General features: G+C 74.4%; 16 protein-coding genes. 6 read left to right on the top strand and 10 right to left on the bottom strand.

What is annotated here, in order from left to right; all coding sequences use genetic code 11:
• Positions 1-4 precede the first annotated feature (4 nt).
• Complete coding sequence (locus tag AL2_RS30880; RefSeq protein WP_168444823.1) at positions 5-805, bottom strand: SAM-dependent methyltransferase; 801 nt, start codon at positions 803-805, stop codon at positions 5-7.
• A 91-nt stretch (positions 806-896) separates the two neighbouring features.
• Between AL2_RS30880 and AL2_RS37770 the strand changes: the two genes are divergently transcribed.
• Positions 897-1,115 carry a hypothetical protein gene (locus AL2_RS37770; RefSeq protein WP_157438465.1) on the top strand — a complete coding sequence of 73 codons (219 nt, stop codon included), beginning with the start codon at positions 897-899 and terminating at the stop codon, positions 1,113-1,115.
• Positions 1,116-1,158: 43 nt separating this feature from the next.
• Positions 1,159-2,064, top strand: coding sequence for a ribokinase (locus AL2_RS30875; RefSeq protein WP_067639892.1), 906 nt, complete (start codon positions 1,159-1,161; stop codon positions 2,062-2,064).
• A gap of 48 nt (positions 2,065-2,112) precedes the next feature.
• Here the strand turns inward: AL2_RS30875 and AL2_RS30870 are convergent, their stop codons facing one another.
• A complete protein-coding gene (locus tag AL2_RS30870) occupies positions 2,113-2,541 on the bottom strand; it encodes a PH domain-containing protein (protein ID WP_067639890.1) in 429 nt (142 codons plus the stop codon).
• An 85-nt stretch (positions 2,542-2,626) separates the two neighbouring features.
• Between AL2_RS30870 and AL2_RS30865 the strand changes: the two genes are divergently transcribed.
• Entirely contained in the window at positions 2,627-3,556 is a 930-nt protein-coding gene (locus AL2_RS30865; RefSeq protein WP_067639888.1) for a Ppx/GppA family phosphatase, read from the top strand.
• Between the two features lie 6 nt (positions 3,557-3,562).
• On the opposite strand, the gene AL2_RS30860 is transcribed toward AL2_RS30865, so the two are convergent.
• The 4 genes from AL2_RS30860 to imuA' all read right to left on the bottom strand — a co-directional run bounded on the left by AL2_RS30860 (position 3,563) and on the right by imuA' (position 11,451).
• Complete coding sequence (locus AL2_RS30860; protein WP_067639991.1) at positions 3,563-5,602, bottom strand: protein kinase domain-containing protein; 2,040 nt, start codon at positions 5,600-5,602, stop codon at positions 3,563-3,565.
• Between the two features lie 111 nt (positions 5,603-5,713).
• A complete protein-coding gene (locus AL2_RS30855; RefSeq protein WP_067639886.1) occupies positions 5,714-8,986 on the bottom strand; it encodes an error-prone DNA polymerase in 3,273 nt (1,090 codons plus the stop codon).
• A gap of 60 nt (positions 8,987-9,046) precedes the next feature.
• Positions 9,047-10,558, bottom strand: coding sequence for a DNA polymerase Y family protein (locus AL2_RS30850; RefSeq protein ID WP_067639884.1), 1,512 nt, complete (start codon positions 10,556-10,558; stop codon positions 9,047-9,049).
• Complete coding sequence (gene imuA' / locus AL2_RS30845) at positions 10,555-11,451, bottom strand: DnaE2-dependent mutagenesis accessory factor ImuA' (RefSeq protein WP_245667053.1); 897 nt, start codon at positions 11,449-11,451, stop codon at positions 10,555-10,557. Before imuA' ends, AL2_RS30850 begins: the two co-directional genes overlap by 4 nt.
• 147 nt (positions 11,452-11,598) lie before the next feature.
• Here imuA' and mtnA point away from each other — a divergent pair, with 147 nt between their 5' ends.
• Positions 11,599-12,684 (top strand): S-methyl-5-thioribose-1-phosphate isomerase, encoded by a 1,086-nt coding sequence (gene mtnA, locus AL2_RS30840; RefSeq protein WP_067639882.1) that lies wholly within the window; start codon positions 11,599-11,601, stop codon positions 12,682-12,684.
• Positions 12,635-14,866: an SF1B family DNA helicase RecD2 gene (gene recD2 / locus AL2_RS30835; protein ID WP_376741371.1), complete on the top strand. Its 2,232-nt coding sequence runs from the start codon at positions 12,635-12,637 to the stop codon at positions 14,864-14,866. Before mtnA ends, recD2 begins: the two co-directional genes overlap by 50 nt.
• 28 nt (positions 14,867-14,894) lie before the next feature.
• Here the strand turns inward: recD2 and AL2_RS30830 are convergent, their stop codons facing one another.
• Positions 14,895-15,671, bottom strand: a complete 777-nt coding sequence (locus AL2_RS30830; RefSeq protein WP_067639878.1) for an MBL fold metallo-hydrolase — start codon at positions 15,669-15,671, stop codon at positions 14,895-14,897.
• Between the two features lie 11 nt (positions 15,672-15,682).
• Positions 15,683-16,246, bottom strand: coding sequence for a TetR/AcrR family transcriptional regulator (locus AL2_RS30825; RefSeq protein WP_067639876.1), 564 nt, complete (start codon positions 16,244-16,246; stop codon positions 15,683-15,685).
• 248 nt (positions 16,247-16,494) lie between these two features.
• Between AL2_RS30825 and AL2_RS30820 the strand changes: the two genes are divergently transcribed.
• Entirely contained in the window at positions 16,495-17,577 is a 1,083-nt protein-coding gene (locus AL2_RS30820) for a polysaccharide deacetylase family protein (protein ID WP_067639874.1), read from the top strand.
• A 66-nt stretch (positions 17,578-17,643) separates the two neighbouring features.
• Here AL2_RS30820 and AL2_RS30815 read toward each other — a convergent pair whose 3' ends face one another.
• Together AL2_RS30815 and AL2_RS30810 are read right to left on the bottom strand one after the other, a co-directional pair.
• Entirely contained in the window at positions 17,644-18,666 is a 1,023-nt protein-coding gene (locus tag AL2_RS30815) for a LacI family DNA-binding transcriptional regulator (RefSeq protein ID WP_067639872.1), read from the bottom strand.
• A gap of 61 nt (positions 18,667-18,727) precedes the next feature.
• Positions 18,728-19,189, bottom strand: a complete 462-nt coding sequence (locus tag AL2_RS30810; RefSeq protein ID WP_067639870.1) for a TetR/AcrR family transcriptional regulator — start codon at positions 19,187-19,189, stop codon at positions 18,728-18,730.
• Positions 19,190-19,460: the final 271 nt, after the last annotated feature.

The raw sequence follows: 19,460 nt of genomic DNA, 5'->3' as shown, positions 1-19,460 counted from the left end.
GGGCTCAGCGCAGCTCGGCCGCGCCGACGAGGCCGGCGAAGCGCTCGCCGTCGGCGCCGCCGTCGTCCAGCCACTCGCGGGGGCCGGTCAGGCCCGGGGGCAGCAGCTCGAACCCGTCGAAGAAACCGCGGATCTGTGCGCTCGGGCGGGCGCCCAGCCGCGCGCTCGCCCCCGCGTAGACCTGCTCGGCCCGCGCCATCTGCTCCGGGAAGGCGTCCGTGGCCAGGTGCGACAGGATCAGCCGGCTGCCGGGCGCCAGCTCGTCCCGGTAGCGGGCGACCAGCGCGTGCGGGTCGTCGGCGTCGTCCACGAAGTGCAGCACCGACACCAGCAGCAGCGCCACCGGCGCGGAGAAGTCGATCATCTCGCGGACGGCGCGGTGGCCGAGCACGTCGTCCGGGCGGCGCAGGTCGGCCTCGGCGAACCCGGCGTTCGCCGCGCCCGCGAGGAGCGCCCGGCCGTGCGCGCAGACGACCGGGTCGTTGTCGACGTAGACGGTCCGCGCGTCCGGGGCGGCGTCGGCCGCGGCCTCGTGCACGTTCTCCTGCGTCGGCAGCCCGGACCCGAGATCGAGGAACTGGCGGACGCCGGCCGCGGCGGCGGCGCGCACCGCGGCGCGGAGGAACGCCCGGTTGAGGCGGACGCCGCGCACGACCCGCCCCTCGGAGATCTCCACCACGCGCTCGGCCGCCTCCCGGTCGGCGGCGAAGTTGTCCTTGCCGCCGAGCCAGTAGTCGTACATCCGCGCGACGTTGGGGGAGCCGGTGTCCAGGCCGGCCGCGGTCCCGTCCGAGAAGTCGGTCACCCGGTCATGATCGTCCCATCGGGGGCGGGCGGCAACACGAACGTGGAACCCGGTCTCATTGCGCACCGTGGTTACACGTAACGTTCCGTGCATGGGGGATGATCGGGGAAGCTGGACGGGGCCCGGCGGGCTGCGCGTGACGGCGGTGCGGCTCACGGGCGCGCACCGCGTCCTGGCGGAGTACGCGGGTGTACGCGGGGACGACGCCTTCCTGGTGACGCGGGACGGGGAGCTGGTCGGCCGCGGCTACTACCCGTCGGTCGAGGAACTCGCCGAGGCCGTCGACCTCGCCGAGCTGCACCCGCTCTGACCAGCGCTTGCGCGAACCGGCGCAGCGCCTGTAGTCGTTACCCGTGGACAAGCAGTGGGAAGTCGTCGTGGTCGGGTCGGTCAACGCGGATCTGGTGGTCGAGGTCGGCCGGCGGCCCGCGCCGGGGGAGACGGTCCTCGGCTCCGACATGGTCGTCCATCCGGGCGGCAAGGGCGCCAACCAGGCGGTCGCCGCGGCGCGGCTCGGCGGCCGGGCCGGCATCGTCGGGCGGATCGGCGACGACGGGCACGGCGAACTGCTGCGCGGCGCGCTCGCCGCCGACGGCGTGGACCTCGCCCACCTGGCCACCACGCCCGGCGTGCCGACCGGCGTCGCGCTGATCACGATCGGGCCGGACGGCGACAACAGCATCATCGTCTCGCCCGGCGCCAACGCCCGGCTCGGCCCGGACGACGTCGAGGCGGCCCGCGCGATGATCGCCGGGGCGTCCGTGGTGTCGTTCCAGCTGGAGGTGCCGCTGCCCGCCGTGGCGGCCGCCGCCCGCGCCGCGGCGGAGGCGGGCGGGCGCGTCGTGCTCAACCTGTCGCCGCCCGCGCCCGTCCCCGGCGAGCTGCTCGCCCTCTGCGATCCCCTGGTCGTCAACGAGCACGAGGCCGCGTTCGTCCTCGACGGCGCCGGCGGCGACGCCCGCGCCACGGCGGCGGCGCTCGCCCGCTCCGGGCCGCGCTCGGTCGTCGTCACGCTCGGCGCCGACGGCGTCGTGGTCGCCGACGCCGAGGGCGTCACGGCGATCCCGTCGCCGAAGGCCGACGCCGTCGACACGACCGGCGCGGGCGACGCCTTCACCGCCGCGCTGTGCCTGCGCCTCGCCCGCGGCGACTCCCTGCGCGACGCCGCCCGGTACGCCACCCGCGTGGGCGCCGCCGCCGTCCGCAGGCGGGGCGCGCAGAGCTCCTACCCGACGCCGGACGACCTGCCCGAGCCCTAGCGGCCCGTGCCGGCGGCCCGTGCCGGCGACTGGTGCGAGCGACTGGTTCTAGCGGCTCGTGCGGGCCCGCAGCCGATACAGCTCGTCGGCGACGTCGTGGACATCGGAGCCGAGGTCGAACGCGCTGAGCAGGTGCAGGTCGTCGGCGGTCTCGATCTCCAGCATCCGCGTGTGCAGCAGGAGGCGGCGCCGCTCGTCGACCCGGATCGTCCGCACCTCGTCCCAGCCGATGTGCCGGCGCCCCGCGTAGCCCGTCACGACCGTGAGCCCGTCGCCGTCGGCGGCGAGCCGGACCGGCGCGACCAGGTCGCGCAGCACGAGCGCGTTCAGCCCGATCGCCGCCGCCGCGGCGAGGAACAGGAACTGCGGGTCGTGGCTGTAGAGGACGATGAGCGCCGTGACGGCCGCCGCGGCGGCGCACTTCACCGCCACATGACCTGGGGGTACCCGCCACCGGCACTGTGATCCCGCATCCATGCCCGCCACCGTAGCCGCAACCGCCCCCCGGCCGGGCCGGGCCGCCGCCACGCCGCGCCACGGGGCGTCCGGTAGCGTCGCAGGCATGCGACTCGGCGTGCTGGACGTGGGCTCGAACACCGTGCACCTGCTGGTGGTCGACGCCCATCACGGGGCGCGGCCCCTGCCCGCGTACTCCCACAAGGCCGATCTGCGGCTCACCGCCCACCTGGACGATTCCGACCGCCTGTCCGAGGAGGGCGAGGTGCTGCTGCGCGACTTCGTCGACGAGGCGCTGCAGGTCGCCGAGGACAAGGGCGTCGAGGACCTGGTGGCGTTCGCGACCTCCGCCGTCCGCGACGCCGCCAACGGCGAGGACGTCCTCGCCCGCATCCGCGCCGACAAGTCGATCGACATCCGCTCGATGCCCGGCGAGGAGGAGGCCCGGCTGACGTTCCTCGCCGTCCGCCGCTGGTTCGGCTGGTCGTCGGGCCGGCTGCTCGTCGTCGACATCGGCGGCGGCTCGCTGGAGATCGCGTCCGGCATCGACGAGGAGCCCGACGTGGCGATCTCGCTGCCGCTCGGCGTGGGCCGGCTCACCCGCGACCGGTTCACCGCCGACCCGCCGCCGCCGGACGAGATCCGCGAGCTGCGCCGGCACGTCCGCGCGGAGATCGCGCGGCATGTCGGGGACGTCGCCCGGTACGGGGCCGCCGACCACGCGGTCGCCACGTCCAAGACGTTCAAGCAGCTGGCCCGCATCGCCGGGGCCGCGCCGTCCGCCGAAGGACCGTACCAGCGCCGCAGCCTGTCCGACACCGACGTGACCGACTGGGCGGAGAAGCTCGCGCCGATGCCGTCCGCGGAGCGCGCCGAGCTGCCCGGCGTGTCGGCGAGCCGCGCCGAGCTGCTGCTCGCGGGCGCGATCGTCGCGGACGCCGCGATGGACCTGTTCGAGCTGACCGAGCTGGAGATCTGCCCGTGGGCGCTGCGCGAGGGCGTCATCCTCCGCCGCCTCGACATGATCACCGGCTGAGCGGGGTCACGACCAGTTCGGGTGCCCGAGGACGCTGCCGGTGGGGGTGAGGACTTTGTCATCGGTGCCGTCCGCCCGGACGGCGTGCAGCACCGGGTCGGTGACCGCGCCCCGCACGAAGCAGATCCAGCGGCCGTCGTGGGACCACCCCGGGTCCATGTCGTGCTTGCCGCCGGAGGTGACGGCCCGCAGACCGGACCCGTCGGCGTTCACCGTCCAGATCGTGCTGTCGTCGGACGTGCCCCGGGTGAAGGCGATCTTCGACCCGTCCGGTGACCATTCGGGGTCCACGGAGCGGACGCCGCCGGTGGCCAGCCGCGTCCGGGTGCCGCCGGGGCGGTTCGGGTCGAGGGTGTAGATCTGCTCGACGCCGTCGCGCTTGCTCCAGAAGACCATCCGGCCCTTGGACGACCACATCGGGTCGTCCTTGGCCGAGTCGTCGTCGGTGAGCTGGGTGACCTTGTGGTCCCGCAGGCCGATCGTGAAGATCTGCTTGGCGCCGCCCTGCCTGCCCATGTAGGCGAGGCGCGTGCCGTCCGGCGACCACGTCACCCGCCCGCCCGCGATGTCGGTGACCTTCTCGGCGCCGGTGCCGTCGGCCTTCGCCACCCAAGCCGAGGAGGCCCCCGCGCCGGTCCTGGTGAAGGCGATGAGTCTCCCATCGGGCGACCGCTCGGGCAGGACGTCGCAGGTCGGCCCGCCGACCAGCGTCTGCACGGACCCGTCGCTCGGAGTGAACAGGCCGATGTCGGCACTGCACGACTTCGGCCAGCCGGGCTCGGTGTCGACGCGCACCAGCAGCGGCCCGGACGGGAACGCCGCCGGCTTCGCGCCCGTGTTCGCCGCCTTGCCGGACGGCCGGTTCAGGTAGTAGACGCCGCCCGCCACGGCCCCCGCCACCAGCACGCCCGCCACCGACGCGGCGATCAGGGTGCTGCGCCTGGACCTCCCCGGAGGCGGGGGCCGCCACGGCTGCGGGGGTGCGTAGGCGGTGGGCGGCTCGTACACGGGACGGGTCGCCGGCTCCGGTGCGGGCGCAGGCGGCGGCGACGGCGAAGACGATGGTGAAGGGGAAGGCGACGGTGAAGGCGAAGGTGGAGGTGGAGGGAGCTGAGGAGGAGGCGGGGGCGTCACGTCCCGCGAGGTGACGCCGGGGTCACCGGTGGCCGGCGGCGGCGTCCAGGATTCGCCCAGCTCGGTCGTCACGGCGGCCTCCCCGCCGCCGCCGACCAGGGCGAGCAGCAGGTCGCGGGCGCTCGGCCGGGTGCCGGGGTCCTTGCGCAGCGCCGCCCGGACGAGCCCGGACAGCGACGGCGGCAGGTCCCCCGTCTCGGGTTCGGCGTGCACGGCGCGGGCCGCGAGCAGCTGGAACGAGCCCTGCCCGAACGGGTTGCGGCCGCTCGCCGCGTAGGCGACGAGGCAGCCCCAGGCGAACACGTCCACGGCCGTGGTGACCTGCTGCGTGGTGATCTGCTCGGGTGCGATCCAGCCGGGGGTCCCGACGACCTGCCCGGTCCGGGTGTGGGACGAGACCATGTCCAGCGCGCGGGCGATCCCGAAGTCGATCACCCGCGGCCCGGAGATCGACAGCAGCACGTTGCTCGGCTTGAGGTCGCGGTGCACCAGCCCGGAGCTGTGGATGGCGACGAGCGCGGCGGCGACGCCGACCGCGACGCCGTGCAGCATCCCCGGCGACAGCGCGCCCTTCTCGGTGACGTGCTCCAGCAGCGACGGCCCGTCGATGTACTCGGTCACCATGAAGGCGAGGCCGAGGTCCTCGCCGTGTTCGAGGACCTGCGCGGTGCAGAACGACGCGACCCGCTGGGCGTTGGCGGCCTCGTCGTGGAAGCGGGCCAGGAACGTCCGGTCGCCGGCCAGCTCGGCGCGGACGACCTTCACCGCGACGGCCCGCCCCTCCTCGTCGCGGCCCAGGTAGACGGCGCCCATGCCGCCTTCGCCGATCTTGGCCTCGATCCGGTACCGGCCGATCCGCGTGGGGTCGTCCGGGCGCAGCTCGCGCAGGGACGACGCTCGCGGCCCGTCCATGAAGATCACCTTTTCCCCGAGCCGCGTCTTGGCGGCCGCCACGCGGCGGCACGCGGCCCCAACGCTTCCTTACGATGACAGAGGGCGGCCCGAGGTTCTAGCGTCCGCGGATCAGTGGAAATTGCGGGCCTTGACACGGCCGGGGACCGGCAGCCGGCGCAGCCGGGTCGCGCGCACGTTCGCGACGCCGTCGGCGCGCTCCAGCCGCCCGCCGACCAGCAGCGCCTGCGAGTCGACGGCGAGGCCGCGGTACCGCTGGAACACCTGCGGCGGGCACACCACGTTGATGATCCCGGTCTCGTCCTCCAGCGTCATGAACACGATGCCGCCGGCGGTCGGGGGCCGCTGGCGGTGGGTGACGAGCCCGGCGACGACGACGTTGGTCTCGCCCGGGGCGGCGGCGAGCCGCGCGGACGACAGGGCGCCCAGCTCGTCGAGGGCGTCGCGGACGTGCGCGACCGGATGGACGCGGGAGACGCCGGTGGCCCACAGGTCGGCGAGCGTCTCCTCGACCGGCGTCATCGCGGGCAGCGCGGGCGCCGCCGCGCCCGGCGTCACGCCCTCCAGCTGCCCGGGCCCGGAGCCGGCCAGCGCGCCGGCCGCCCACAGCGCCTCGCGCCGCGACAGGCCCAGCCCGCCGAACGCGCCCGCGGTGGCGAGGGCCTCCAGTGCCCCCGCCGACAGCGGCGCGCGCCGCGCGAGGTCCTCCATGCTCGTGTAGGGGCGTCCTGCCGCGATCGCCTCCGCCGTGCCGTCGCCCAGGTTCCGGATACCGGACAGGCCGAGCCGGATCGCCGGCTGCGGCTCGCTCGGCGCATGCGGATGGCCGGAGTCGACCTCGACGGGTTCCTCAAGCGTCGGGTGGACGCCGCTGGCGTTGATGTCCACGCCCCTGACCACGACACCGTGATGCCGGGCGTCCGCCAGCAGGCTCTGCGGGCTGTAGAAGCCCATCGGCTGGTTGCGCACCAGAGCGGCGGTGAACGCGGCCGGGTAATGGCGCTTCAGGTAGGCGCTGGCGTAGACGAGGTGGGCGAAGCTCTGCGCGTGCGACTCCGGGAACCCGAACCCGGTGAAGCCGAGGATCTTCTCGTAGACGCTCTCCGCGATGTCGGACGGGATGCCGCGCGCGGCCATCCCGTCCAGCAGCCGGCGGCGCAGCCGCTCGACCCGCTCCGGGGCGCGCTTGGCGCCCATCGCCTGCCTGAGCTGGTCCGACTCCGCCGGGCTGAACCCGGCGCAGTCGACGGCGAGCTGCATCATCTGCTCCTGGAACAGCGGCACGCCGAGCGTCCGGCCGAGGGCGGGCTCCATCAGCGGGTGCGGGCAGACGGCCGGCTCCAGCCCCTTCCGCCGCCGCAGGTACGGGTGGACGGACCCGCCCTGGATCGGCCCCGGCCGGATCAGCGCGACCTCCACCACCAGGTCGTAGAACTCGCGGGGCCGCAGCCGCGGCAGCGTCGCCATCTGCGCCCGCGACTCCACCTGGAACACCCCGACGGTGTCGGCGTCGCACAGCATGTCGTAGACCAGGGGATCCTCCGGCGGGACGGACTGCAGGTCGTAGCGCCGCCCGTGGTGCTCGTCCACCAGGTCGAAGCAGTCGTGCAGCGCGGCGAGCATCCCGAGGCCGAGCAGGTCGAACTTCACCAGGCCGGCCGCCGCGCAGTCGTCCTTGTCCCACTGCAGGACGCTGCGGCCCGGCATCGCCGCCCATTCGATCGGGCAGATCTCCCCGACCGGGCGGTCCGCGATCACCATGCCGCCGGAGTGGATGCCGAGGTGCCGGGGCAGTTTCAGCATCCGGTCGGCGAGGTCGAGCACGGGCGCCGGGATGCCGGCCTCCGATCCGACCGGGTCGCGCGGGTCGATGCCCTTCGACCAGGCGTCCTGCTGGCCGGGGGAGAAGCCGAGCGCGCGGGCCGCGTCCCGGACGGCCATGCGCGGCCGGTAGCTGATGACGTTCGCGACCTGTGCGGTGCATTCGCGCCCGTACTTCTCGTAGACGTACTGGATGGCCTCCTCCCGGCGCCTGTGCTCGATGTCGAGGTCGATGTCGGGCGGCCCGTCGCGTCCGGGGGAGAGGAACCGCTCGAACAGCAGGCCGTGCCGGACGGCGTCCACGCCCGTGATGCCGAGCGCGTAGCAGACCGCCGAGTTCGCCGCCGACCCGCGCCCCTGGCACAGGATGCCCCTGCTCCGGCAGAACTCCACGATGTCGTGCACGATCAGGAAGTAGCCGGGGAAGCGGAGCTGCTCGATGACGTCCAGCTCCTTGGCGATCTGCGCGTACGCGCCCGGCACCCGCTCCCGCCCGGGCGGCCCGTACCGCTCGAGCGCGCCGTCCTTCACCAGGTGCCGCAGCCAGCTGGCCTCGGTGTGGCCGCCGCGGACGGGCCAGTCGGGCAGCCGGGGCGCGACCACGTCGAAGCCGAACAGGCACTCGCGGGCGAGTCCGGCCGTCCGCTCGCGGACGCCGGGGAACCGCGCCAGCCGCTTCGCCATCTCGGCGCCGGAGCGAAGGTGCGCGGTGCCGCTCGCCGGGAGCCGGCCGACCATGTCGTCCAGGCTGCGGCGGGCGCGGACGGCGGCGAGCGCCTGCGCCAGCCGCGCGTCCGCTCCGGGCGCCGCGAAGTGCACGTTGTTGGAGGCGACGACGTCGACTCCGGCGCGTTCCGCCAGCTCGAAGAGGACGTCGTTGCGGAGGTCGTCGTCCGGCTGGTCGTGGTCGACCAGCTCGACGAACACGTTGCCGCGGCCGAACATGGCGATCAGGTTCCGCAGTTCCCGCTCCGCCGCGTCCGGGCCGGCCGACTCCAGCGCCGCCGGGACGGGCCCCTTCCGGCATCCGGTCAGCACCGCCCAGTGGCCGTCGTGCGCGCCGGCGAGGGCGTCCAGGTCGTAAAGGGGACGGCCCTTGCGCCCGCCCGCGAGCTGCGCCGACGTGATCGCCGAGCACAGCCGCGCGTACCCCTGCGCGCCGCGCGCGAGAACCAGCAGATGGCGCCCCGCCGGGTCGGGTTCGCCGGTCTGCGGGGCGGTCAGGCCGAGGCTCAGCTCCGCGCCGAACACCGTCCCGATCCCGGCGTCGCGCGCGGCCTGCGCGAACTGCACCGCCCCGTACATGCCGTCGTGGTCGGTGACCGCCATCGCCTCCACGCCGAGCCGCGCCGCCTCCGCGACGAGCGAGGCCGGATCGCTGGCCCCGTCCAGGAAGCTGAACGACGAGTGGACGTGCAGCTCCGCCCACGGCACCTCGCCCTCGGCACGGCGCGGGACCTCGGGTTCTTCCTGCGGTTCCGCCGGCGCCCGCTCAGACGGCCGCCACGACAGCCGCTCCTCGAACTCCCGCCACGAGATGGGCGGGTTGTACCAGCCGGTCATACGCCGCGCCTGGTCATACGCCGCGCCTGGTCATACGCCGCGCCTGGTCATACGCCGCGCCTAGTCATACACGGCCTCGACGTGCCATCGGCCGCCCTCGACGGCGAGCAGGTAGGCGGCGCCGTCCTCGGTGGTGACCTGGAAGCGCGCCCTGCGCCGTGCCGTGCCCGGATCCCACCAGCGTTCGTCGGCCGGCCACGGGCCCGTCCAGCCGGTGACCCCGGCGGGACGGCCGCGGACGACGAGCGTCGCGGGCGGCGCGGACACCTCGCACCGCGCCGACACCACCACCGCGTCGCCGGACGCGTCGACCAGCTCCGCCGCGGGCGGCGGCACGGGGACGACGGCCGGCGCCGGTCCCGCCACGCGGCCCGGCCACGGGCCCTCGGGCAGGCCCGAGGGGGCCAGGTCCCCGACGGGCACCCGGACGACCCGCTCGCCCGGCCCGCGACCGCCCACGAGTACCGGGCGGGTGACCCCCCGGTGCCCGAGGAGCGCCTGGATGCGGTCGGCGGCCCGCGTGATCCGGTCGGCGCCGGCCGCCCGGCCCCACAGCGACTCCTGGCGTCCCTCGTCCGGGACGATCTGGTCGGGTGCCAGCTCCACCCACGTGACGCCGCCCCAGACGTCCTCGGCCTCGGCGCCCTGCCAGGCCGACAGCTGCCACCGCACCCGCTCGGCGACGGCCAGCGCGGACAGGCCCTCGTGCCGCCACACCCGCCGCAGCACGTGGCCGTCCGCGAACCCGACCGCGACCTCCAGCCGGACGCACGCCAGCCCGCCCGCCGCGAGCCCCTCGTGCAGCTCGCCCGCCAGCCGCTTCGCCGCGAACACCACCCGCTCGGCCCGCTCGGCGGGCGGGTCGAAGCCGCCGCGCACCGCCAGGTCCGGCGCGCCCCGGACGGGTGCGAGCGGGCGCGGCTCCTCGCCGCGCGCCAGCCGGTGCGCGAGCGCCCCGTCCGGCCCGAACCGCCCGGCGACGTGCCCGGACGGCAGCGCGGCGAAGTCGCCGAGCGTCCTGATCCCGAGGCGCCGCAGCAGATCGGCCAGCTCCGGCCGGTCGAGCACCGCCGGCGGATACGGCGCGAGGAACGCCGCCGCGCCGCCCTCCGGCACCACCACGCCGCCCTCCCCGGCCCGCGCCGCGAGCTCCGCCGCGAACAGCCCGTCCGCGACGCCCGACCCGCAGTCGTGCCCGGCCTCCACGACCGTGTCCTGCACGAGGACGCGCAGCGCCTCCTCGCCGCCGTAGAACCGGGCCGGCCCGCGCGCGGGGATCGCGCACATCCCCGGCCGCACGACCTCGACGCGCGGCGTCAGCTCCGCGACCGCCGCCACGACGGCCTCGAACAGCCGTCCCTCCGCGTCCGGCTCCCGCTCCCGGACGACCAGTTCGGGGCAGCGCCGCTGCGCGTCCCGGAGCCGCTGCCCGCGCCGCACCCCCTGCGCCCGCGCCGCCGCCGAGCACGCGGCGACCCGCCCCCGCGCGACGACGGCCCCAGGCGCGGCGGCGTCGACCCCGACGGCGGTGACCGGCCAGTCCGGGCACCACACGACCAGCACCCGCGTCACGCGGCCCCCTCTCCGGAGCCGCGCGCGGACGCCGGCCGCGCCGGGACCGCCGCGCGCACCGCCGCGCGCACCGCCGCGCCGGTGCCCACCGGCTCCGGCACGTCGTGCGGCGCGTCGCGGCGGGCCGTGGTCCTCGGCGGACGCGGCGTCAGCGGCCGAGGCGTATGGACGGGCGCCCCCGCCGACACGGCGTCGGGGACCAGTTCCAGCGGTGGCCGTGCGGTCTCGTCGGGCTTGACCGTGCCGTCGGGGGCGGGGAGCCAGAGGCGGGCGCTGCGGCCGGCCCCGGGGGCGTCGCGGCCTTCGGCGGTCACCTGGACGCGGCGGCCGGTCAGCCGCCCGTGGCCGTCGCCGAGGCCGTCCCAGGCCGCCTCGTCCAGCCGGAGCCGGAGCCGGGTGCCCGGCCACTCGCGGGCGAACGGGCCGGTCAGCGCCAGGACGCAGCCGTGCTTGCGGGCCAGCGCCGACAGCCGCCGGACGGCGGCGGCCCCCGGACGCTCCGGCGGGCACAGCAGGATCAGCTCGGCGGCCTCCGCCAGGGCGGCGACCACGTCCGGCCACCGGTCGCCCGGGTCGTCGACGAGGAGCAGCCGTTCGGGGGCGGCGCCCATCCCGGCGGCGGCGACCACGCCGAAGTCCGGGACGCCGACGACGCCGCACCAGCCGCCGGCGCCGTCCTCGCCGCCGTGCCGGGAGACGCCCGCGACGAGCGCGAGGCCGAGGGACGCGGCGCCGAGCCCGCCGAGGCCGACGACCGAGCCGGGCCGCAGCCCGCCGCCGGGCAGCACGGGGCGCAGCGCGGGCAGCACGGGTACCGTCTCCACGGTGTGCGAAGACCGCCAGGGTGCCGTCTCCAGCACCGCTGACAGGTCCCGCAGCGCGGCCTCCGGCACCGTCGTCCTCCTCTCACCGCCCTGTGCATAATTTCGAACACGAGTTCGACCTGTGTCAAGTTCTCGCAGGTCACGGAGCGGAGTCGTGGCGGGTGGAAAGCCCGGTGGCGTGGGGCTTCGCGTGATTTTGCGGGCATTATGGGCGGTATGACGAGCGACGCACGAACCCTGGAGTGGACGGGCGACGGACTGCGCCTGCTGGATCAGACCGTCCTGCCGGGGCGCGTCGAGTACGTCGTGGCGCGCGACGTCGACACGCTCGTGGACGCGATCCGGCGGCTGGTCGTGCGCGGGGCCCCGGCGCTGGGCGTCGCGGGCGCGTTCGGCGTCGCCGTCGCCGTCCTGCAGGCCGCCCGCGAGGGATGGGACGGCGCGGCGCGCGACGCCGCGATCGCGCGGGTCCGGGAGGCCCGGCCGACGGCGGTGAACCTCGCGGCCGGCGTCGACCGCGTGCTCCCCTACATCGGCAAGGGCGCCGACGCGGTGGCGGCCGAGGCGCAGGCGCTCCTGGACGAGGACGTCCGCGGGAACCGGGCGATCGGCGCGCACGGCGCCGGCTGGATCCTGGCCCGCGCGGGCGACCGGCCCCTGCGCGTCCTCACGCACTGCAACGCCGGCGCGCTCGCCACCGCCGGATGGGGGACGGCGCTCGGCGTCGTCCGCGAACTGCACGAGCGGGGCCGCGTCGAGCTCGTCTACGCCGACGAGACCCGCCCGCTGCTGCAGGGCGCGCGGCTCACCGCCTGGGAACTCGACCAGGCCGGCATCCCGTGCGTCGTCCAGGCGGACGGCGCGGCGCCGAGCACGATCCTGCGCGGCCTCGCCGACGTCGCCGTCATCGGCGCCGACCGGATCGCCGCCAACGGCGACACCGCCAACAAGATCGGCTCGGTGGGCGTGGCGCTGGCCTGCCACGCCGCCGGGATCCCCCTCGTCGTCGCCGCGCCGTGGAGCACCGTCGACCTGGCCCTCCCGGACGGCGGCGGCATCCCGATCGAGGAGCGTCCCGCCGACGAGGTGCTGACCTGGGGCGGCACGAGGACCGCCCCCGATCGCGTGACCGCGTACAACCCCGCGTTCGACGTCACGCCCGCCCGCCTCGTCACCGCGCTGGTCACCGAGACGGGCGTGCTGGAGGTGTCGGCCGGCGCGACACCCGGCCGGATCGTCCATCATGGTGACCGTGCCGACCTCCCCGAACCCCCCCACCGCTCCGCAGCCGGCGCAGCTTGACGCGGTCCTGGAACGGATCACCTACGCCAACGAGGACACCGGCTACACGGTCGCGCGCGTGGCGACCGCCAAGAGCGGGCCCGACCTGCTCACGGTCGTCGGGGCGCTGCTCGGCGCGCAGGTGGGGGAGAGCCTGCGGCTGACCGGCCGGTGGCGCTCGCACCCGAAGTACGGCAAGCAGTTCGAGGTCGACTCGTACACGACCGTGCTGCCGGCGACGATCCAGGGCATCCGCCGCTACCTCGGCTCCGGGATGATCAAGGGGATCGGGCCGGTGATGGCCGACCGGATGGTCGGGCACTTCGGCACCGACATCCTCCGCGTCATCGAGGAGGAGCCGGAGCGCCTCGTCGAGGTCCGCGGCCTCGGACCCAAGCGCAGCAAGCGGATCGGGGACGCCTGGGAGGAGCAGAAGGCCATCAAGGAGGTGATGGTCTTCCTGCAGGGCGTCGGCGTCTCCACGTCCCTCGCCGTCCGCATCTACAAGCAGTACGGCGACAGGTCGATCGACACCGTCCGCAGGGAGCCGTACCGGCTCGCGTCGGACGTGTGGGGCATCGGGTTCAAGACGGCCGACACGATCGCGCAGGCCGTCGGCATTCCGCACGACAGCCCCGAGCGGATCAAGGCGGGGCTCCAGTACACGCTGTCGGAGGGGGCCGACGACGGGCACTGCTTCCTGCCCGAGCCGAACCTGGTCACGGCGGCGGAGAAGATCCTCGGCGTGCCGAAGGAGCTGATCGTCCCGGCGCTGGACGAGCTGGCCCGCGACGAGGGCGTCGTCCGGGAGCCGATCCCCGGCGAAGGCGAGGACGCCGCGACGATCCCCGCCGTCTACCTGGTCCCGTTCCACCGGGCCGAACGGTCGCTCGCCCGCGGCCTCCTCGAACTGCTGGACGCGCCGACCGACCGGCTCAAGGCGTTCGCCGACGTCGACTGGGGCAAGGCCCTCCCCTGGTTGAAGAAGCGCACCGGCCAGGCGCTCGCCGCCGAGCAGGAGGAGGCCGTCAAGCTGGCGCTGACGTCCAGGGTGTCGGTGCTGACCGGCGGCCCCGGCTGCGGCAAGAGCTTCACCGTCCGCTCGGTGGTGGAGCTGGCCGCCGCGAAGAAGGCCAGGATCGTCCTGGTGGCGCCGACCGGGCGCGCCGCCAAGCGGCTCGCCGAGCTGACCGGGCACGAGGCCGCGACCGTCCACCGGCTGCTCCAGCTCCAGCCCGGCGGCGACCCCAAGTACGACCAGGACAACCCGCTCGACGCCGACCTGGTGGTCGTCGACGAGAGCTCGATGGTCGACCTGATCCTGGCCAACAAGCTGGTGAAGGCGATCCCGCGCGGCGCGCACCTGCTGCTCGTCGGGGACGTCGACCAGCTCCCGTCCGTCGGCGCGGGCGAGGTCCTCGCCGACCTGCTCGGCGCCGAGGTGATCCCGCGCGTCCGGCTGACGAAGATCTTCCGGCAGGCGCAGGAGTCCGGCATCGTCGTCAACGCGCACCGCGTCAACGCCGGCGACCACCCCCGCACGGGCGGCTACGACGACTTCTTCCTGTTCCCCTGCGAGGAGCAGGACGAGGCCGCCGAGCTGACCGTGGACGTGGTCGCCAACCGCATCCCCCGCAAGTTCGGCCTCGACCCGCGCCGCGACGTCCAGGTCCTCGCGCCCATGCACCGCGGCGCGGCCGGGGCGGGCTCCCTGAACAACCTCCTGCAGGAGGCGCTGACCCCGCACGACGACGCCCGCCCCGAACGCCGCTACGGCGGGCGCGTCTTCCGCGTCGGCGACAAGGTCACCCAGCTCCGCAACAACTACGACAAGGGCGAGGCGGGCGTCTTCAACGGCACGGTCGGCGTCGTCACGAAGGTCAACCTCGAAGAGCAGTCGCTGACCGTCCTGACCGACGAGGACGAGAGCATCGACTACGCCTTCGACGAGCTGGACGAACTCACCCACGCCTACGCCATCACGATCCACCGGTCGCAGGGCAGCGAGTACCCGGCCGTCGTCGTCCCGCTCACCACCGGCGCGTGGATGATGCTGCGCCGCAACCTCCTGTACACGGGCATCACCCGCGCGAAGAAGCTGGTCGTCCTCGTCGGCTCGCGCCGCGCCCTGGCCGCCGCCGTCCGCACCGCCGGCGCGGGCCGCCGCCACACCGCCCTCGCCCATCGCTTGTCTCAGCGGTAGGGGCTTGTCTCAGCGGTAGGGGCTTGTCTCAGCGGTAACGGGCCAGCTCCCAGGGGTCGTGGGCGCAGAACACCTCGACCTCGCCGCTCAACGCCAGTTCGCGCAGGCGCGCGACGTTCGCGAGCCGCAGCGCCCGGTCCACCTCGCCGCCCGCCTGGACGAGCTCCATCAGCGGATGCGTGACCGGCTCGGGGCGGTCGACCTCCCCGTGGTACATGTACGCGTCGCCGGCGTGCAGCAGCCAGCGGCCGCCGTCCCGCACCGCGACGCCCGCGTGCCCCGGCGTGTGCCCTCCGAGCGGGACGAGCAGGATCTCCTCGGCCACGCCCTCCAGTGCCCGGACGCCGTCGAACCCGTGCCACGTCTCGCCCCCGCGGTCCTCGTAGACGACCCATTTCGGGCCGTGGGCGAGCTGCGCCGGGGTCTTGCCGCCGTCCGCGTGCTCGGCCTCGAAGACGTGCACCGCCGCGTCCGGGAAGTCGCTCAGCCCGCCCGCGTGGTCGCGGTGCAGGTGCGTCGGGACGACGTGCCGGACGTCGGCGGGGGAGTACCCGAGCGCCTCGGCCTGCCGGACGGCCGTCGCGGCGGGATCCAGCGTCGGCCCGGTCATCTCCACCCAGTCGTCGAGCAGCCGCTCGGACGGGCGCTCGATGTCGCCGAGGCCGATACCGGCGTCAACGAGGACGAGCCCGGAAGCATCGGTCTCGATCAGCAGCACGTGGCCTGCCGCCCGCAGCGGGCTCTCCGGCCCGTCGGCGGGCTCGATCTCCCGCATGGGGGCGCAGTCGAGGTGGTGGACGCGCATAGGGGAACTCCTCAGAGAAGGCCGGCGAGCTGCCGGGTGACCTGGTGGATGACGGACACGTCCCGCTGGACGCGGGCGAGCATGATGGCGCCCTGCAGGGACGACAGGACCAGCGCGGCCAGCGGCCCGACGCGCTCCTCGGGCACGCCCCAGCCGCGCAGCGCGGCGCGGAGGCCCCGCAGCCACTCCCCGTAGGCGGTGTCGCAGGCGGCCTGGATGGCCTCGCTCTCGGCCGCGGTCTCCAGCGCCACGGTCGCGATGGGGCAGCCCTTGCTGAATTCCGACTCGCGCAGGCTCCGCGCGAAGTACTCGCCGAGGGCCGCGAGCCCGGCCCGCCCGTCCGGCGCGGCGAGCACGGCGCCGCCGAGCGCCTCGCCGACCGTCCGCCCGGACAGCGCCACCGATTCCGACGCGAGCTGCTCCTTCCCCTCGGGGAAGTGGAAGTACAGCGAGCCCTTCGGCGCCCCGCTCTCGGCGAGGACCTGGTTCAGCCCGGTCCCGTGGTAGCCCTGCCGCTGGAACAGCTCCGCGGCCGTCCGCAGGATCCGCTCTCTCGTCTCTCCACGCGGTGCCATGCCCGACACACTAGACCGACCGGTCTACAAATTCCAACCCGTCCAAGATCGTTCACATGGACCGGCTTCCATACTGCCGAAACATTTCGACAGTAAATCAGCAGATCAGAAGAAAGGTCGACGACTCCGAAAGTATTTCGACCCCGAAAGTCATCCTGAATGTATTGACACCTTTCGGAGTCGTTTTGAGAATGAGGTTCCCCGCCCCCGGCCTCCGCCACTCGCCCCCCGCCCCCTGGAGGACCAGAATGATCAAGAATGCTCCCCCGCCCGGCAGATCCCGGAGGAGACCCTCCGGCACCGGCCGCGCGCCGATCATCGCCGCCGCGCTCGCGCTGGCGGCCGCCTTCCTGGTGAGTCTGTCCGCCACCGCCGGCCTCGCGGCCCCGCGCGGACCGGCCGCGGTCCCGCTCGCCGCCGACAACTGCAGCGCCGGCTACGTCGGACTGACCTACGATGACGGCCCCACCTCGGGGTTCACGTCGACTCTGCTGTCCACCCTGCAGCAGAACGGCGTCCGCGCCACCCTGTTCAACATCGGGCAGAACGCGCAGAACAACGCGTCGCTGGTCGGCGCGGAGAAGAGCGCCGGCATGTGGATCGGCAATCACAGCTGGACGCACCCGCACCTCACCCAGATGTCGCAGTCGCAGATGCTCTCCGAACTGCAGCGGACCCAGCAGGTGATCCAGCAGCAGACCGGCACGGCGCCCACGCTGTTCCGGCCCCCGTACGGGGAGACCAACTCCACGCTGAGGGCGGTCGAGCAGCAGCTCGGCCTGACCGAGATCATCTGGGACGTCGACTCGCAGGACTGGAACGGCGCGTCCACCGCCCAGATCGTGCAGCGGGCGGGCCAGCTCCAGAACGGCCAGGTCATCCTCATGCACGACGGCTACAACACGACGATCCAGGCCATCCCGCAGATCGTCGCGAACCTGAAGAGCCGCAACCTGTGCCCCGGCATGATCTCGCCGTCCACCGGCCGGGCCGTGGCGCCCGACGGCGGCGGCGGAGGAGGAGGCGGGGGCACGACGCCGCCTCCCGGCGGCGGGGGCGGCGACTCCTGCACCGCCCAGATCTCCCAGGGGCAGCAGTGGAGCGACCGGTTCAACCTGTCGGTCACCGTCTCCGGGACGAGCAGCTGGGTCGTCACCGTGACCGTGCACAGCCCGCAGAAGATCATCGCGACCTGGAACGGCTCGCCGTCCTGGGACTCCAGCGGGAACGTGATGACGATGAGGCCGAACGGCAGCGGGAACACCTTCGGCTTCACGATCCAGCACAACGGCAACTGGACCTGGCCGGACGTCTCCTGCAGAGCCGGCTGACCCGGCCCGCCCCGCACAGCGCCTCCCCGCGGCCCGGCCCCGGCCGCGGGGAGGCGCTCCCGCAGGTCAGCCCTCGCCGGGCGGCGGGGCGGTGCTCTTGCGGACGACCAGGCTGGTGGACAGCTCCAGCCGCGTCGCGACCGGCTCCCCGTTCCGGATGCCGAGGATGATCTGCGTGGCGGACTCCGCCATCTGCCGCAGCGGCTGGTGGACGGTCGTGAGGGCGGGGCTCGCCCAGGGCGCCACCGCCACGTCGTCGTACCCGACGACCGACAGGTCGTCCGGGACCCGCAGCCCGTGGACCCGCGCCGCCTCCAGCACGCCGAGCGCCTGCAGGTCGCTGCCGGCGAAGATCGCGGTCGGCCGGTCGGGGCGGCCGAGCAGCTCCATCGCCCGCTCGAAGCCGCCGTCCACGTGGAAGTCGCCGTAGGACACGTAGGACGGCTCGACGTCCAGGCCCGCCATGCTCATCGCGGAGCGGAACCCGTCCAGGCGCGCGACGGAGCACAGCATGTCCGCCGGGCCGGTGATGATCGCGATGCGCCGGTGCCCCTGGTCGATGAGGTGCCGGGTGGCGGCGAGCCCGCCGGACCAGTTGGCCGAGCCGACCGACGGGACGTCCGGCTCCGGGTCGCCGGCCGGGTCGATGATGACGAACGGGATCGACCGGGACCGCAGCCGCTTCTTGTACTCCGGCGGCAGGCTGGAGAACGTCAGCACGACGCCGAGCGGGCGGCGGCGCAGCACCCCGCTGATCCACTCGGGGCCGGGGGAGTGCCGGGTGCCACTCTCGGTCAGCACCACGCTCGCGCCGTTGGCCTTGGCGACGCTCTCCACGCCGCGGATCAGCTCCATCGTCCAGAGGCTCTCGATCTCGTGGAGGACGATCTCGATGAGCGGCGCGTCGGGGCCCGACCGGGACCCGCGCCGGTAGCCGTGGTGCTCCAGCAGGCGCTCCACGCGGAGGCGCGTCTTCCGGGCCACGTCCTCCCGTCCGTTGAGGACTTTCGAAACCGTCGAAATGGAGACGCCGGCCTGATCCGCCACTTGAGCCAGGGTCACCCGGGCTGATTCGTCCTCCTGCTGCATGCTCGAAGCATAAGGATCTCGGCGGCGACTCCGAAACTCGGTATCCGCGCGGAGACGGAGATCACTTCCGCGCGTACCGCTCGATCGCGGTGAGGAGGAGGTCCTCCGCGAGGTCGTAGATCCGGTCGATGTCCTCGGCGTCGCCGGTGAAGCGGCCGTTGGCCTCGGACGCGGCGAGACCCATGCCGATCGTGTCCAGGAGCCGCTGCAATGGCGGGACGACCTCCTCCGGGACTCCCGCGCTGCGCAGCAGCGCCTGCACGGTGTTGCGCGCTCGCCGCGCCTCCTCGGTGACGGTCGGCCGCATGAACAGCAGCAGGAACACCTGCGGATGGCGCCGCGCGACCTCCCGGATGCCGGTGCCCATCGCGCGCAGGCGGTCCTGCCAGGGCAGGGCGGGGTCGTCCTCCGGCAGTTCCCGGATAAGGCGTTCGACCAGGCCGTCCAGCAGTCCCTGCTTGTCGCCGACGTAGCGGTAGAGCGCCATCGGCGTGACGCCGAGCCGGCCGGCGACGCCGCGCATGCTGACAGTGCTGATTGCATCGCCCTTGGCGTCGGGCCCTGGGGGCCCTCCTTCGGCGGGCGCTGCGGCGATCGCTGGCATCGCTCCGGCTCGCCTAGCGGCTCACTGCGCGATCAGGTTCTCGCAAGCTCGAACCTGGCTTCGCACGCGATCGCACGCATGGAGGTCGATTCGTGATTGCGGCGACGGCTGAGCTAGTCGCATGGGCGCGATAGGCCCGTTCGCGTGCTCGCGCCGAAAGAGTGGCATCCATGGACCCTCGTGGTCGCCT

The sequence above is a fragment of the Actinomadura latina NBRC 106108 genome (assembly GCF_001552195.1).
Taxonomy (GTDB): domain Bacteria; phylum Actinomycetota; class Actinomycetes; order Streptosporangiales; family Streptosporangiaceae; genus Spirillospora; species Spirillospora latina.
This window is presented reverse-complemented; position numbering and strand designations above follow the sequence as displayed.

Bases quoted from the DNA above. Each gene is read 5' to 3' on its own strand.
- AL2_RS37770 (WP_157438465.1), top strand. From the start codon at position 897: ATGGGGGATGATCGGGGAAGCTGGACGGGGCCCGGCGGGCTGCGCGTG.
- AL2_RS30870 (WP_067639890.1), bottom strand. From the start codon at position 2,541: ATGGATGCGGGATCACAGTGCCGGTGGCGGGTACCCCCAGGTCATGTG.
- AL2_RS30865 (WP_067639888.1), top strand. From the start codon at position 2,627: ATGCGACTCGGCGTGCTGGACGTGGGCTCGAACACCGTGCACCTGCTG.
- AL2_RS30860 (WP_067639991.1), bottom strand. From the start codon at position 5,602: ATGGACGGGCCGCGAGCGTCGTCCCTGCGCGAGCTGCGCCCGGACGAC.
- AL2_RS30855 (WP_067639886.1), bottom strand. From the start codon at position 8,986: ATGACCGGCTGGTACAACCCGCCCATCTCGTGGCGGGAGTTCGAGGAG.
- mtnA (WP_067639882.1), top strand. From the start codon at position 11,599: ATGACGAGCGACGCACGAACCCTGGAGTGGACGGGCGACGGACTGCGC.
- AL2_RS30830 (WP_067639878.1), bottom strand. From the start codon at position 15,671: ATGCGCGTCCACCACCTCGACTGCGCCCCCATGCGGGAGATCGAGCCC.
- AL2_RS30825 (WP_067639876.1), bottom strand. From the start codon at position 16,246: ATGGCACCGCGTGGAGAGACGAGAGAGCGGATCCTGCGGACGGCCGCG.
- AL2_RS30820 (WP_067639874.1), top strand. From the start codon at position 16,495: ATGATCAAGAATGCTCCCCCGCCCGGCAGATCCCGGAGGAGACCCTCC.
- AL2_RS30815 (WP_067639872.1), bottom strand. From the start codon at position 18,666: ATGCAGCAGGAGGACGAATCAGCCCGGGTGACCCTGGCTCAAGTGGCG.
- AL2_RS30810 (WP_067639870.1), bottom strand. From the start codon at position 19,189: ATGCGCGGCGTCGCCGGCCGGCTCGGCGTCACGCCGATGGCGCTCTAC.